This window comes from Dasania marina DSM 21967 (assembly GCF_000373485.1).
In the GTDB taxonomy this organism is placed as follows: Bacteria; Pseudomonadota; Gammaproteobacteria; order Pseudomonadales; family Dasaniaceae; genus Dasania; species Dasania marina.
On the sequence record NZ_KB891576.1, the window covers coordinates 703,247 to 717,490 of the forward strand.

Here is a 14,244-nt window from a genome sequence, read left to right on the forward strand (position 1 = left end):
GGCAAAACTTACACCGCCACTAATACCCGTACAGCTTCCAGTTTGCTGCGTGCCTGCTGCAGCGAGGCCGATAACATGTCAGTAGCCTGCAGTTGAAAATCAATTTCTTCCTGCCGTATATTGGGGTTGCGCTGGGCCAGCGCGGATAAACGTTGCGCTTCTTCAGTTTGTTGGCTGAGCATAGCCTGCTGCGCTTGTTCGACGATCGCTGCCTGCTGCACGGCAGCAATAGTTTCGGCTAGGGTAATTAGTTTCATAATATCAGCGCGGGTTTGCCGCACTAAATCTTGGCCTACGCGCTTAGGGACTTTGGCCACTAATTTGGCTAAGCGCTCGCTGCTTAAAATCGCGCTGAGGTCAGTGTTATTGATGTCCACTACCACTCTGATAGTCGTGAGTGGCAAATAACGGTGTAATTGTAATTGCGGTGGCGCTGAACATTGTACGGTAAACACCGCCTCTAACATTAGGGTGCCGGGCTTAATAGGCGGTAGCTTAATAGTGGCCAGCGCGGTATTACCCAGCTCGCCACCTAAAATCATATCCATAGCGCCGGTTACTAGCGGGTGCTCCCAGCTTAAAAACTGTATATCTTCGCGGGACAGGGCCATTTCCCGTTGGTAGGTCGCCGTCATGCCATCTTCTGACAGGCCGGGGAAATTGTGGCATAGCATATGATCGCCGGGATGAATTACCGTGCTTAGCGCCGTGTGCTCTTCTTGATCAACACCAAATAAGTCGAACACCTGTTCCATATATTTGGCCAACTCATACCGTCGCTCTTCAGCAATAAACGCTTCTACTATGCGCTCAGCTTTAACCTCATTAAAGGAGTTAAGTTCCACTAAGCGATCCCGCCCCTGCTGTAAGGCCGTTAGGGTTTGCAAGGTGACTTGCTGGGTGTGGCTTAATAAGGCTGCCAGTTGTTCAGCCTGGCTCTCATTAGCCTGAGGCTCACCACGCAAACAAGCCAGCAACTCAGTTTCTACTTGCTGATAAATATTATTGCCCGCCGGGCAGGTTTTCTCGAAAGCATTGAGGCCTTCGTGATACCAGCGCAGTAAACTTTCCTGTGCGGTTTGCTGATAATAGGGGCAGTGTATTTGCACATCGTGGCGCTGGCCTATGCGATCTAAGCGGCCTATACGCTGCTCTAATAAGTCGGGGTTGAGTGGTAAATCAAACAACACTAGGTGATGGGAAAACTGAAAGTTTCTGCCCTCACTACCTATCTCTGAGCATATTAATATCTGCGCGCCATCTTCATCGTCGGCAAAATAGGCCGCGGCTCTATCGCGGGCCACTAGGCTTAAACCCTCGTGGAATACCGCCGACTGCACCCCCGCTTTTAAGCGCAGATGCAATTCTAAATCCAATGCGGTTTCTGCCCGCGCACAAATCACTAACACTTTGTGGCTGCGGTGTTCGCGCAACCAACTGCTTAGCCATTGCACCCGCGGGTCGCTGCTCAACCATTGCTCGCCTAATAAGACTTCTGGCCGGAGGCTGGCATTGATCTCTGCGCCGTCTAGTTGCGCCATATAGTCATCGGGGGCAATTAATGGATGCTGGTGTAAATGCCTATCGGGGAAGCCAGCCACTGACGCACGAGTGTTGCGAAATAAAACTCTACCGGTACCGTGCTGATCCAGCAATTGCTCTATCGCGTGGGCTATCGCTAATTGCGGTTGCTCGCCCTGCCATTCCTGCTGTAAATGAGCCACCGCGTCAGCACCTAAATACTGACTGAGTTGGCTGATAAATTCAGGGGCTGCGATATGCTCGGCAACGTTCGCGGCCATAAGCTGTTGTACCAGGCCATTGACCGGCTGGTAGTGCTGCTCTTCGGCGATAAACTTTGCTACATCGTAATAACGATCGGGGTCTAATAAACGCAGCCGCGAGAAATGGCTCTCTATACCTAATTGCTCAGGAGTAGCGGTTAGCAGCAATAAACCCTGCGCGGTTTTGGCTAAAGCTTCTACACAGCGATAAGCAGGGCTGACCTGTTCGGGGCTCCAGGTTAAGTGATGGGCTTCGTCCACCACCATTAAATCCCAGCTGGCGGCTACCGCTTGCTCATGCAACTCTTGGTGCTCAGTAAAGGTAGACAGGCTACACAACACCAGCTGCGCTTCTTCGAAAGGATTATCGACACCCGACTCTTTAATCGCCTGACAGCGCTCGGCATCGTATAAGCTAAAAAACAAATTAAACCGACGCAGCATTTCTACCAGCCATTGGTGTACCAAACTATCGGGCACCACGATTAACACTCGGCTGGCACGGCCGGTCATTAATTGGTGATGTATGACCAAGCCCGCCTCTATGGTTTTACCTAGGCCCACCTCGTCGGCGAGCAACACTCTAGGGGCAAAACGGTTGGCGGTTTCGCTGGCTATATATAATTGATGGGGTAGTAACTGCACTCTGGCACCCACTAGGCCGCGTACCTCTGACAATTGCTGGTGACGTATATGCTCTAGGGTTTCACAGCGCAGTTGAAAGGCGCGGTTTTTATCAATTTGGCCGGCAAACAAACGATCTTGCGGCTGACTAAACTGTACAAAGCTATTGAGCTCTAACTCGGGCACCGTCAACTTTTCGCCCTGTTCGTTATACCCTATATAAAATAAGCAGCTGCGCTCTTCTATAACCTCAGCCACTTTAAAGCTCTGATCCTCAGCCGTGCTAATCTCTTGCCCTACGTCGTAGCGCACACGGTTTAACGGGGCGTTATCCACCGCATAGGTGCGGCGCTCCCCCGAGGCAGGAAAGCTTATATCTACGCGCCGGCCCAGCACCTCAACCACTATGCCTAGGCCTAACTCCGATTCGGTATTACTTACCCAGCGCTGGCCGGGCACAAACAACAGGTCGCTCACGTATAGTTCCTATTAGCTCTATAAGGCCGCGGATGATAAGGCCTTGGCAGCTATTTGCAAGTAAAGGCTGGGGCAATTGCGTTCTCTGCTGGCCTAGCCTAAGCAATGCGATTAAGCTTAGCAGCTTCTGCACAAGCCAAAGGATACGATAGGCACCATGAACCTCGCGCAACAGCTACAACAACTCTACAGTGAGTTTGGCCATTTAGATGGCATACATATAGAACTACACAAGGAGTTAATTGCGGTAGCCGTTAGCAATAGTGCCGCTAAAGCACTGATTTTTTTGCAGGGCGCACAGGTGGCCGAGTATCAGGCCCACGGCCACAACAAAACCCTATGGCTAAGTGGCAGTAATAGCTATCAGCAGGGTCGGCCGTTACGCGGCGGCATACCCATAAGCTGGCCGTGGTTTGGCCAGCTAAGCGATAACCCTGCGGCCATTACCGGCCAGCTAGACAGTGCACAAACCTATTCCGCCCACGGTTTTGCCCGCAATAGCGACTGGCAGCTCGATAGCATAAACACCGACAACAACGAGCAAACCCAATTACAATTCAGCTACCAACCCAGTGCCGCACAACAAGCACTGTGGCCCTATGACAGCCGCCTGCAATTAGAGATCAAGGTGGGTAAGCAATTACAGATGAACCTAACAGTTACCAATAACGGCCAGCGTCCCTTCAGCTATAGCAGCGCCTTACACAGCTACTATGCAGTGAGTGATATCAGCGACTGTGAAGTGACCGGTTTAGAGCAGCAGCGCTATGTCGACATTAACAACCCCGAAGCCCATAGTACTCAAGAGGGTGCTGTGCGCGTCAACACAGAAGTAAACCGGTTGTATCAACACTCCCGGCTACAACAAAAAGAACTGCCGCCAATATACTTGCTAGACAAGCGGCAAAAACAGCAAACCTTAATCACCAGCAGCGGCAGCCACAGCACCGTGCTGTGGAACCCTTGGATGAATAAAGCCAAGCAATTAAACCACTTTGCCGCCGACGATTACCGACGCATGCTATGCATAGAAACCGCCAATGCCGGCGAGGATATCGTCACCCTAGCGCCACAGCAGAGCCGCCAGCTTAGCCTGTGCATTCAACCGCAGCCGCTGTAAACCGCTATCGCAGGCAAAAAAAACGCCGTCGTGTTAGCGACAGCGTTTTTTTTTGCCTACCACCAACAGCGCTTAATAGCTGGGAAATTGGTTAAAGAGTTTTTGCACCACCCGCTGGGTAATCATCTTAATTTGCGCTTTACTAGTTGACGAAGCATCCATGATTTTTGAGGCGGTGCCGTGCCATAATTCTTTTTTGCTGAGTTTGTCGCGTACACTAAAACGCAGAAACAACTCGCTAATTTTATCCGGCGCAAACTCAGTCTGCAAACCGGGGTCGCCCATAGTGGCACCTACATCCCAAGCGCCATCTAAGGCTTTAGAGGCATCACTAGGTTCACTTTTATCGGTGGTCACCTTACGAGTATAGCGATAATCCACCACAAACTGCGCCTGGCCAGAGGCAACTAAATGATAGCCCTTAGCGGTTAACTGCGTGTTCAGTGCCTCACGCAGAGCATGGTCCATAATCACCGCACGCTCTGAGCGCCCCTGCTTGTGCTCCATGGCTGCCGTAGCCCAGCTATAGTTGCGGTACTGCTTGCTCTTAAAACGGCTGATATCGGCGGTCTCGGTCTGCATAGTGGTGCAAGCCGTTAGCCCCAACACCCCGGCCAGTACGATTAATCCTATAATTTTATTCACAGCAAAGCCTCTTAGTCTCACTCGCGTTACACAGTCTTAAGTATCGCTAAGGAGTGTAACCTATGTCAGCAGTCCATATCTAAACTTAGTCGCTTTTATGCCTGCGCCAACTCAGCAGGGAATAAAGGTAGCTGTATCTCTAGTAACTCTTGGCTCACCTGAAAACGTACCCCCAAGCCCAATAACCTCACACTCAGACCAGCCCCGCGGGCAAAGGCTTGATGAAATAAATCATGGTACACAGATAATCTAATACTACCCGCCGTCACGCACTCCACCGTGGTACTTTGAAAATCAGAAAATTTAAACTTCACAAATTGCTTGCTGACCGGATAACGGCCGTCCAGCGCTTGCAAACGTTGCTGCAACTGAGCAAACAATACCGGTAATTGCGCCAGGCATTGCGCTAAACCGTTCTTATCTACCGGATAGGTATGCTCCACACTTAAGGATTTACGCTGCCGACTAGGCTTAACCAGCCGCTCGTCTTCGCCGCGGCAAAGTTGATGCAGCCTTTGTCCAAAAGCACCAAACAGCTCCACCAATTCAAATACCGTATAGCGCTGCAACTCACCACAGCGCTGCACCCCCATACGATGTAATTTTTCTGCCGTAACTTTGCCGACACCGTTAATTTTTACCACAGGTAAATCCACCACAAAATCGGCCACCTGCTGTGGCAAAATCACACACAAGCCATTGGGTTTATTCCAATCACTACCTATTTTTGCCAAAAATTTATTGCTGGCCACCCCCGCGGAAAGCGTAATACCCACCTCAGCAAACACTCTGGCCATGATTTCTTGGGCGATTAAGGTTGCGCTGCCTTGGCAGGCACTGCTATTGCTGACATCTAAATAGGCCTCATCTAAAGACACCGGCTCTACCGCGTCACTATAGTCATAAAAAATATCGCGTATCTGCTGTGCGGCAAGGCGATACTTCGCCATATTGTGAGGCACCACCAATAAATCAGGGCAGCGTTTTTTGGCCTGCGCGGTGGCCATAGCCGAGTGCACACCATAAGCACGAGCTTCATAATTACAGGTAGAAATCACCCCGCGTAACTCACTGCTGCCACCCACCGCCATAGGCCGCCCGCGCAACAAAGGGTCGTCACGCATTTCTATAGCGGCAAAAAAACAATCACAATCACAGTGAATGATTTTTCGGCTGGGGAGCGTTGTAGTGACTGCAAACATAAAAAAACCGCTGAATCCTGTACATAAAAACAGTATACACCGGCTCAGCAAAAAGCAAAGTAGTATGATTTGCCTGCAGCATCACTATAATAAAAGAAATTCACTACGCTCAGGTACACAGTATGACTATAGGCACATGGTCAGCCGATCAATCATCGCAACTCACAATCAGTGTTAGCCCACAGCTATTGCAACGCTTTATTGCTCTAGCTACTGACAAACAGCTGGATAATTTGGCACAGCAATTCAGCAGCCAAGAACTAGCCGACTACGCCCCTTTAATGCGACTAGCGATTGATCACTGGCAAACTCAGGCTCAAACGCTCAACGATGCTGACATCAGCGCATTAATGCAGTTTTTTACCAAGGCGGAGCAACTACCCGGCTGGGAAGCAGGCGATCAGTCACCCGTTATCGGTTTAGGGAAGATATTAAAACAACGGGGCATGGGCATAAGTAAAGAACTGAGCTTATGGATTAAAACCAATAGTAATAACCGCTTTCTGCCACATGGCAGCCTGTTATAAATAGGCTTACCACCCCAGAGCTAGACACCACTATTTATTATCGCTATTAAACGCCGCTAGCTGCTCCGGGGTGGCTTCTAATTGGTATTTTTCCTTCCACTCCTGATAAGGCATACCATAAACAATCTCCCGTGCCCCATCATAATCTAGCGCTAATTGCCGCTCTTCTGCCTCAGCCATATACCATTTAGCTAAGCAATTGCGACAAAAGCTCGCCAAATTCATCAGCTCAATATTTTGCACATCTTTGCGGCTATCCAAATGGGCCAATAAGCGACGAAATACAGCCGCCTCTATTTCTGTTTGGGTATTCTTTTCCATTTCACACACTCTTTTTTTCGTTCATTAAGTTAATCATTCACCTGCCAAAAAGTATGGTCCACAACGGGTCTGGTACGCAAGACAGGGGGAATTTTTTACAGCAAAAAGAAGCTAAAGAGCAAAAATGCCGAATAATTTTACAAAAGATTAAAAAAATAATGCCAATTTGTTTGTTTTCAGCTACTTATTTTCTATTTTCACTTTCTTCGTAGAAAAAGCCGGGTATAATTCGCTTGTTTTTTAAACAAAGCTTTTTGAACCTTTATAATTATTTTTTAATGAACGTAAGGACAAAACTATGGCCGCTGCAAAAAAAGTTGCAAACCCTGTTATTGAAATAGAGAAAGAAATCGCTCAGCTTAAAGCTAAGCTTGAAAAAGCTCGCACTAGCCAAGCTGCTACTGCTGAAAAAGCTGCAACTAAGGCTGCTAAAGACGCTGCTAAAGCTAAAACTGTAGCTACTGCTGCCGCTAAAAAACTAGCTGCTGCTAAAACCAAAGCTAAAGCCAAGAAAAACGCTGCTAACCAAGCCGCTGTTGTTAAAGCTAAAGCTGCTGCCGCTAAAGCTAAAGCTGCTGAAAAAGCCGCTAAAGATATTGCCAGCGCCCTTAAAGCTGAAGTTGCCACTGCCAAAGCAGGCTTAAAAGCTGCCGCCGTAGAAGCTAAAACTGAAGCTGCGGCCGCCAAAGCCCTTGCTAAAAAAGAAGCTGCCCAAGCTAAGAAAGCCGCCGCTAAAGCGAAAGTAGCAGCTAAAAAAGCCGCCACTAAGCAAAAAGCCCAAGCTAAGAAAGCTGCCGCTAAAGCTAAATTAGCCGCTAAAGCGAAAGCTGTTAAAGCTCAAGCTGCTGCTAAAAAAGCCGCTGCCAAAGCTAAAGCTGCTGCCAAGAAAGCTGCCGCTAAAGAAAAAGCGAAAGCCAAAAAGGCCGTTAAAAAGCCTGCTGCTAAAAAACCAGCAGCCAAAAAAGCCGCTAAGAAAGCAGCCAAGAAAGTAGTTGTAAAGGCCGCTAAGAAACCAGCTGCCAAGAAAGCTAAAGCTGCTACTAAGAAAGCCGCTAAAAAGCCAGCTGCTAAGAAAGCCAAAAAAGCTTAATTAGCCTGCACTACTAAAAAGCCCGCTGCTAGCGGGCTTTTTTATGTCTGACACTTTTTGCCCGCGGCATTTATTTGACAAAAGCGCGCAGGCTGTAGATATCAAATCGCACTGCCTTACCCGCCAAGCTAAAACTGGGCTGCTGATCGGCCAAGTAGGCAGATTTTTTGGGACGTTTTACTACTACCCGGTGCCTAGCCTTGGCCCGCGCGGTCGCCAGTAACTCGCTGCCGTCCTGCTCCTTGCCGACGATGGCATGAAACACACGCATATCTTTTTTAACCAGTGCCGACTTTTTAGAGGGTGGGAACATAGGGTCCATATAGATAATATCGGGCAGCTGCTCATCACTTAGCGCCACTAAATAATCCTGCGCCTCGCCCTGCCATAATTGCATGCGGCCAGCGATGTCCTGTACTTCAAAATTTTCACAGTGCTGAGCGCGCCGCAAGCCATCAGCCAATAAGCTAGCCACTATGGGCGAGCGCTCTAGCATTTGCACAGTAAAGCCCCAGCTGGCCAGCACAAAACTATCGCGCCCTAAGCCAGCGGTAATATCAACCACGCTAGGTCGGTTTTGTTTACTACCGCCCATCGCTTTGACTATCAATTCACCACCGCCCATATTGCGCCGGTGAGCGGCCGTGCCACTGGTAAAATCCACCGACACGGGACCGGCTTTACTGGCTAATTCTTTCACCCCCAGGGCCTGCTGAAAAAAACCTAGGCCGTATTCGGCATGGCTGTCAGCTAACTGATCGGGGTTGACTAAAGGGAGTTGTAATTGCTGGGCCAGCGACTGTAACTGCTGCGGATAGCTTTCATCCAGCAGCACAACCAGCTCGGAACGAGACATAGGATTTACTCGGGGCGATGTAGGGTTTGCTTTAATAATTCGGGATCGTTTTTTGCCAGCAGCGATTCTAAATGTTTACAGTTATTTTCTAAAGCATCCATATATTTATTAGCGCCACCAAAATGCGCCTCTACATAGCGGTACAGGCCTTGAAAATGGCCATCTAAACGCTCGGTGATCGTTTTTTTGATAAAGCCCGGCGTCTTGGCCAGCAAATCTTCTGCCGAGCTGTAAATAATATGTTCACTACCATCGGCTAAACGCTGCTTTAACATGCCGCCCAATTCAAACTCTGGATAAAGGTGATCACGGCATTTATTGAGATAGGCAACATCGGCCATTTGCGCCACCACATCGGCGGTACCTATCATGGCGCCCAATATCCGATGCTTGGGGTCGCTCAATTCAATATCTTCGGGCTGCACTTCGTAGCCGGTAAAATGCACCAATTTTTCCGCTAGCTGAGCCCACTGCCCCAGAGCTACTTGCGGAAAATAATGTGCCATAAACGCAGCGCTGCGACTAACGTGAGTTTTGGTATATTCCGCGCCGTGCTGGGTTTGCTTGTCATCACTGCTGCGTATATAGCCGGAGTCATGAAACAGCGCCACTGCCATACCTAGAACAGCCAACTCTGGGCCTAGTTGCTGGTCTGGGCTGTGGCTTTTATCGTAGCCATCCAATAGGCGCGCCATCGCCAAGCTCACGTCTAACACATGCTGTATGTCGTGATAGGGGGTTTCGCAGGCGATGTAACCAGGGTAGTGGCCTTGATACAAGGCGGAAAAATCGTGATAAAGGGTGCTGAGAATAGTGAAGTCATGGCCGGGGTATCTGGCTGACAATATCGCCCGCACGGCGCGGCAAACATCTTGCCCATCGCTAACATTAACGGTTCCTGTTACATCCATGGTAACGCTGTGCACTTGCCCGGCCATCTTGTCCCCTAGTAGCTTAAGCTTATCCTTAATTAATCGTCGGCTACCGCTATGCTAGGCGATAGGCGCTTTAATACACGATCACTTTCGGCGATAGCGGTTACACCATCGTATTGACGTTTGGGTAGATTACTATCAGACAGGCCTAGTAGGAGTGGACGCCCGTCACAGGTTCGAATATTGATGCGCAAATTATAAACATTACGGCTATAGCCATGCTTATCGGTGACCTTAAAACGCCTAACGCTGCGACCGGCACTGGCGCCGGTTTCACCGGTTAAATAACAATGTAAATCGCTGATTTTTTCGCCCGATAACTCCAGGCCATTGAGCGCCCCCGCCCTGCGGCTCACTCTGTCGACAAAGTTTTGGCTATCGACGGTAACTAGATATGAACCCTCACTTCTAGAGGTAGGCAGCCAGGTGTCTATGTCCCCTATAAAAATTTGCCCGGGCTGGGCCAGCTCTAACATTCTGGCCAGCTCTATGGTGACATCACCGACAATAAAACTATCCACCGCAGCGGTACCGGACTCAGTTTGGTAAAACTCATAATGGCTGCCTATATGGAAGCCTGTGCGCAGTAATGGCACGTTATTGGCTTTCGCTCTACGGCGCTTATTATGTTGCTGCATTTTGCGTCGTGCCAGCGCGTTATCGGCCAACACTAACAGCATAAAATAAAACAAGTCGGCATTGCCCTGCGGGCGGCTATCGCGGTTCCAAATATAATAACCGTCACCGGTAGTGGTACGGGAAAAATTAACCTCTACGCCTATGCTGCGCAATTTAATCCGTGCCGAGTTTAAGGAGTAGGACAAGCTGCTAAGCTGGCTAATTTGTTCAAATGAAGTAACCAGGGAAAAGTCGCAGATATCAAATAATAATACGCCGCGGTTTTTGACATAGTTAAGGCTGTAACGCTGCACCAGTTGATCTATCGCTTTACAGACTACGTTCTTTTTAGTCACCGGCACAGGCAAGGCCAAAGCCTGCACCTCTAAATCAAAGCGCTTGGCGGTACTGTGCAAGTCCTCCACACTTAATTGCCGGCCACCGGATATGAGTTGGCGTATGAAGCGGCCATTGAGCGCATCTAGCCTATCCACTGGCGAACAATCATTTAAGCTTTCAGTAAAATCACTTAAAAAGTAATGAGGCACAACCAACACCTCTACCCCAGACTCCACCGCACACCAGCACAAAATAATATTGCGGCCGTGACTCCATAACTCGCTAAACTGTTGCGCCAATAGCTGCAAATTTAACTGTTGTACCTTGCCTATTTCAGCGGCAATAGTGGCGTCTAAACCCAGCGGATTGGAATTATTATCTACCATAAAGCCTTAATTTCATTATTGGCTGTACCATTATTTAGCCGTAACACTATTAGCCATAACCCGAATTAACCCACTGTAGGACTAAACAAACATCAAGCCCACACCGCCGTTATTATGGTGCACCACCTGCATAGCCACAGGCTCATCATTAATAACACCGGTATAGCGTTTAATTTTAACCTTAAGCACGGTACCTATAGGCGGCGCAATATTGGCCCCCAATATGACAAACATGCCGCCGTCCGATAAGTCTCTGGCTTTGAGTTCACGGTAAGCTAGGCTGGGGTGGTTGAGTTCAACTGTTGCCGAGCACTCCGCCCGTACATATTTACGCTGCTCGTCCATTATTCACCTTTTTCGCAATCTTATTAGTAGTAGCATAATAGCCAATATGAGCAATAGTGCGTATTAAGGCCTAATTAAGGCTGTGCTGCAAGCACCATTGTCATTACAATAGTGCACTTATTATCGCCCTAAAGTACCGTTATATCTATTGATGAAACTATTAATCGCCCTGCTCGCCAAGCTACCTTTACCCGCGTTGTATCAACTTTCTAACGTCCTCTATAGTTTGGCCTATTACCTAGTGCGCTACCGTCGCGACATTGTGCGTAGCAATCTCAACCACGCCTTTCCCGAAAAAACTCTGGCCGAGATTATTAGCATAGAAAAAGCCTACTACCGTTTTATTTGCGATAACTTTATGGAGGCCATAGCCTCACAAAATATCAGCGCCGAGGATTTAAACGCACGCTTTGAGTTTAGCAACCTAGAGCTCATCCAGCCTTATCTAGATAATAAGCAATCCCTGCAATTACTCTCTATACACCAAGGCGGCTGGGAATGGTTGGTGCAATTGCTACCCTACAAACTCAATGCGCCGGTAGACGCTATTTATAAACCGCTGCACGATGATTTTTTTGATGCTATCTTTTTGGCCAATCGCTCCAAGCTAGGCACGCAGTTAATCCCCTCTAATAAAGCCATGAAACACATACTGCGCAAACGCAAAGAGTTTCACCTAATTACCATGACCGCCGATCAGGCACCGATTAGAAAAGATAAAAAGTACTGGCAGTTGTTTTTTAATCGCCCGGCACCGTTTTATCTGGGTACCCAAAAAATTGCCGAGCTCACTCAAAACCCAGTGGTGTATTTTCGTGTACACAGAGTCAAACGCGGCTACTACAAGGTGACGTTTGAAATTATTGCCCAGCCACCTTATGCCAAAAACAGCTACCAGGTGATAGACAATTATATCGCGGCTATGCAGCGCGCGATTACCGCCCAGCCCGAAACCTGGCTGTGGAGTAATCGCAAATGGCGGCGTAAGCCCACCGGTGACAGCACGGATATTTTTGCGGCAGACTTCCCCAAGCAACAGTACCTGCCTGAATCAGACCAGCCCTAACAGCTTTAATTAGTCTATACCCAGCCAATCAAAACCTTGATCTTGTTTGGCCAACAATAGCGGCTGCTCATCACCGTAAACGCCCATAATCGCATTGCGCGCCAGAGTCTCGGTGTTGTTTTGCTCGCTAATGTGTGAGATCACCAAATGCTGCAAGAGCTCAGTATTGATCTCACGTAATAAATTGGCCGCCTGCACGTTATTCAAATGTCCCCACTGGCCACCCACACGCACTTTTAATGACTGTGGATAAGGTCCCATCGCCAACATTCTACTGTCGTGGTTACACTCCAACATTAGGCTATCGCAGTGCAGGTATTGCTGGATAATAAACGGGGTAATGCTGCCCAAATCAGTTAACACCCCCAAGGTTTTTTGCTGGTGCCTAAATACAAACTGGCAAGGCTCGCGGGCATCGTGGGGCACGACTACCGGGGTGATTTCTATATCCGCAATATGAAAATTTTGGTGGGTATTAATTAAATGCCGAATGGGTAATTTGGCCACGCTTTTGTGCTGAGCGGTGCCGTGGGTGAGATAGACGGGAATATTATAGCGCCGCGCCAAAGGGCCAACCCCGGCGATATGATCACCGTGTTCGTGGGTAACTAGAATTGCTGTCAGGTCTTCTGGCTGATGGCCCAGCAGAGCTAGGCGCCTCACGGTTTCTTTAATAGTAAAACCGCAGTCCAATAGCAGCAAACCCTGCGGCGACTCTATTAACGTCGCATTGCCTTTGCTGCCACTACCTAACGAGGCGAAACGTAGGCTCACTAGCTCAGGTGCCGCTTAATCAGTTTTAATAATTTATTGGCTTCGCCTTCAACAAAAGGCTGGCCATTTTGCTGCTCTATGCGCACTTCTACCGCTTGCTCATCACGGTTTTTAACCCGTATAACGTAGAGTACACCCTGCTTTTTAGCCTCCGCATCATCATCGCTAAACCAACCGGAGAACCAGCCCGAAAACCAACCGTCATCCTCTTCGTCATCGATGCTGTTGGGGATATGACGCACATAATAAACTTGCTCGCCTATATCTAAATCTGATTGCTTAAAACCGGCCTTGTCTATGGCTAAGCCCAAAGAAGCCCAAGCGCGATAGAAAGGCAGACGCAATAAGATATAAGGCTCACTGCCCTGTAATTGTTCTATGCTAACGCGGCCGGAAGAATCCAAAGCCTGTTCGGCCAACATGGATACCGAACCCTCTATCGCCGAGTCGGCTAAGAATTGTGATAGCTGCGTCACCAAAGCGGACTCACGCGCCAAGCTACTAGATTGGCTGGGCCACTGCGGGCCTGCGGCGATATCCATATGCAACACATGTACTTCGCTGCTGCCGCGCTGCACCCCTTGCTCTATATGTAATTGATAGCGCTCTTTAGGCAATTCGCTGTTTACCGGTTGTATCCAGGCGGTTTCCAACACACCTTTGACCGCATCGGTACGCAGTAAGCCCACGCCCCCTAAGTTAAAAAAGCTGCGCAGCCTAGGCCACACTTGGCCGGGAGAACCGTTGACCAGTATCCATTGCTCGTCACCTAAGCGATTAATACGCACCGCATCCCTATCCACTTCGGCCCCTAAAGCATCGGGGCGCGGCACTACAAACTCACCGCTGAGTTCACCGCGATCAGAGATAACGGGAATCATATAGCCATCATCTATACTATCGCTGCGCACATCGGCGGGCAGCTTCATGGGGGGCAAATCTTGGGACTTGCGATAATCATTGCTGCGGTCGCGAAAAATACCGTCATCGCCGGTTAGCCAACCACAGGCGGTGGTACTAAAAGCGATAGCAACTAGCGCCGCTATCTTTATCTTTTTAGGGCTTAGCTTAGAATTTAACTTAGAATTTAACTTAAAGTTCAACTTAGAGTTTAACAACGTCAATTACCTGCGGT

14 protein-coding genes are annotated in these 14,244 nt (G+C 48.9%); 4 read left to right on the forward strand and 10 right to left on the reverse strand.

Features of this window, described 5'->3' with window-relative positions:
* Window positions 1-8: 8 nt before the first annotated feature.
* Window positions 9-2,885, reverse strand: coding sequence for an RNA polymerase-associated protein RapA (rapA, locus tag B067_RS0107740; protein ID WP_019529509.1), 2,877 nt, complete (start codon window positions 2,883-2,885; stop codon window positions 9-11).
* 157 nt (window positions 2,886-3,042) lie between these two features.
* Between rapA and B067_RS0107745 the strand changes: the two genes are divergently transcribed.
* Complete coding sequence (locus tag B067_RS0107745; RefSeq protein ID WP_019529510.1) at window positions 3,043-4,005, forward strand: D-hexose-6-phosphate mutarotase; 963 nt, start codon at window positions 3,043-3,045, stop codon at window positions 4,003-4,005.
* A gap of 72 nt (window positions 4,006-4,077) precedes the next feature.
* Here the strand turns inward: B067_RS0107745 and B067_RS0107750 are convergent, their stop codons facing one another.
* Window positions 4,078-4,650: a DUF4136 domain-containing protein gene (locus tag B067_RS0107750; protein WP_019529511.1), complete on the reverse strand. Its 573-nt coding sequence runs from the start codon at window positions 4,648-4,650 to the stop codon at window positions 4,078-4,080.
* Between the two features lie 95 nt (window positions 4,651-4,745).
* Window positions 4,746-5,852, reverse strand: coding sequence for a DNA polymerase IV (dinB, locus tag B067_RS0107755; protein ID WP_019529512.1), 1,107 nt, complete (start codon window positions 5,850-5,852; stop codon window positions 4,746-4,748).
* A gap of 122 nt (window positions 5,853-5,974) precedes the next feature.
* Between dinB and B067_RS0107760 the strand changes: the two genes are divergently transcribed.
* Window positions 5,975-6,379, forward strand: coding sequence for a hypothetical protein (locus tag B067_RS0107760; protein WP_019529513.1), 405 nt, complete (start codon window positions 5,975-5,977; stop codon window positions 6,377-6,379).
* Window positions 6,380-6,409: 30 nt separating this feature from the next.
* Here B067_RS0107760 and B067_RS0107765 read toward each other — a convergent pair whose 3' ends face one another.
* Window positions 6,410-6,700, reverse strand: a complete 291-nt coding sequence (locus B067_RS0107765) for a DUF1244 domain-containing protein (protein ID WP_019529514.1) — start codon at window positions 6,698-6,700, stop codon at window positions 6,410-6,412.
* Between the two features lie 298 nt (window positions 6,701-6,998).
* Here B067_RS0107765 and B067_RS21795 point away from each other — a divergent pair, with 298 nt between their 5' ends.
* Complete coding sequence (locus B067_RS21795) at window positions 6,999-7,790, forward strand: hypothetical protein (protein WP_020700287.1); 792 nt, start codon at window positions 6,999-7,001, stop codon at window positions 7,788-7,790.
* A gap of 70 nt (window positions 7,791-7,860) precedes the next feature.
* On the opposite strand, the gene B067_RS0107775 is transcribed toward B067_RS21795, so the two are convergent.
* The 4 genes from B067_RS0107775 to B067_RS0107790 all read right to left on the reverse strand — a co-directional run bounded on the left by B067_RS0107775 (window position 7,861) and on the right by B067_RS0107790 (window position 11,269).
* Window positions 7,861-8,646 (reverse strand): class I SAM-dependent methyltransferase, encoded by a 786-nt coding sequence (locus B067_RS0107775; protein ID WP_019529515.1) that lies wholly within the window; start codon window positions 8,644-8,646, stop codon window positions 7,861-7,863.
* Window positions 8,647-8,651: 5 nt separating this feature from the next.
* On the reverse strand, window positions 8,652-9,584 hold the full coding sequence (locus B067_RS0107780; RefSeq protein ID WP_019529516.1) for a hypothetical protein: 933 nt from the start codon (window positions 9,582-9,584) through the stop codon (window positions 8,652-8,654).
* Window positions 9,585-9,616: 32 nt separating this feature from the next.
* On the reverse strand, window positions 9,617-10,924 hold the full coding sequence (locus B067_RS19915; protein WP_019529517.1) for a hypothetical protein: 1,308 nt from the start codon (window positions 10,922-10,924) through the stop codon (window positions 9,617-9,619).
* An 81-nt stretch (window positions 10,925-11,005) separates the two neighbouring features.
* Window positions 11,006-11,269, reverse strand: a complete 264-nt coding sequence (locus B067_RS0107790; protein WP_019529518.1) for a PilZ domain-containing protein — start codon at window positions 11,267-11,269, stop codon at window positions 11,006-11,008.
* A 151-nt stretch (window positions 11,270-11,420) separates the two neighbouring features.
* On the opposite strand from B067_RS0107790, the gene B067_RS19920 reads away from it, so the two are divergent.
* The gene (locus tag B067_RS19920) at window positions 11,421-12,335 is read left to right on the forward strand and encodes a lysophospholipid acyltransferase family protein (protein WP_019529519.1); all 915 of its coding nucleotides are present in this window, start codon (window positions 11,421-11,423) and stop codon (window positions 12,333-12,335) included.
* A 9-nt stretch (window positions 12,336-12,344) separates the two neighbouring features.
* Here B067_RS19920 and B067_RS0107800 read toward each other — a convergent pair whose 3' ends face one another.
* Window positions 12,345-13,109 (reverse strand): MBL fold metallo-hydrolase, encoded by a 765-nt coding sequence (locus B067_RS0107800; protein ID WP_019529520.1) that lies wholly within the window; start codon window positions 13,107-13,109, stop codon window positions 12,345-12,347.
* Entirely contained in the window at window positions 13,109-14,227 is a 1,119-nt protein-coding gene (gene bamC, locus B067_RS0107805; protein WP_020700288.1) for an outer membrane protein assembly factor BamC, read from the reverse strand. The genes B067_RS0107800 and bamC overlap by 1 nt, the downstream gene beginning before the upstream one ends.
* Window positions 14,228-14,244: the final 17 nt, after the last annotated feature.

Coding starts and splice junctions, on each gene's coding strand:
- B067_RS0107745 (WP_019529510.1), top strand. CDS start 3,043: ATGAACCTCGCGCAACAGCTACAACAACTCTACAGTGAGTTTGGCCAT.
- dinB (WP_019529512.1), bottom strand. CDS start 5,852: ATGTTTGCAGTCACTACAACGCTCCCCAGCCGAAAAATCATTCACTGT.
- B067_RS0107760 (WP_019529513.1), top strand. CDS start 5,975: ATGACTATAGGCACATGGTCAGCCGATCAATCATCGCAACTCACAATC.
- B067_RS0107765 (WP_019529514.1), bottom strand. CDS start 6,700: ATGGAAAAGAATACCCAAACAGAAATAGAGGCGGCTGTATTTCGTCGC.
- B067_RS21795 (WP_020700287.1), top strand. CDS start 6,999: ATGGCCGCTGCAAAAAAAGTTGCAAACCCTGTTATTGAAATAGAGAAA.
- B067_RS0107775 (WP_019529515.1), bottom strand. CDS start 8,646: ATGTCTCGTTCCGAGCTGGTTGTGCTGCTGGATGAAAGCTATCCGCAG.
- B067_RS0107780 (WP_019529516.1), bottom strand. CDS start 9,584: ATGGCCGGGCAAGTGCACAGCGTTACCATGGATGTAACAGGAACCGTT.
- B067_RS19915 (WP_019529517.1), bottom strand. CDS start 10,924: ATGGTAGATAATAATTCCAATCCGCTGGGTTTAGACGCCACTATTGCC.
- B067_RS0107790 (WP_019529518.1), bottom strand. CDS start 11,269: ATGGACGAGCAGCGTAAATATGTACGGGCGGAGTGCTCGGCAACAGTT.
- B067_RS19920 (WP_019529519.1), top strand. CDS start 11,421: ATGAAACTATTAATCGCCCTGCTCGCCAAGCTACCTTTACCCGCGTTG.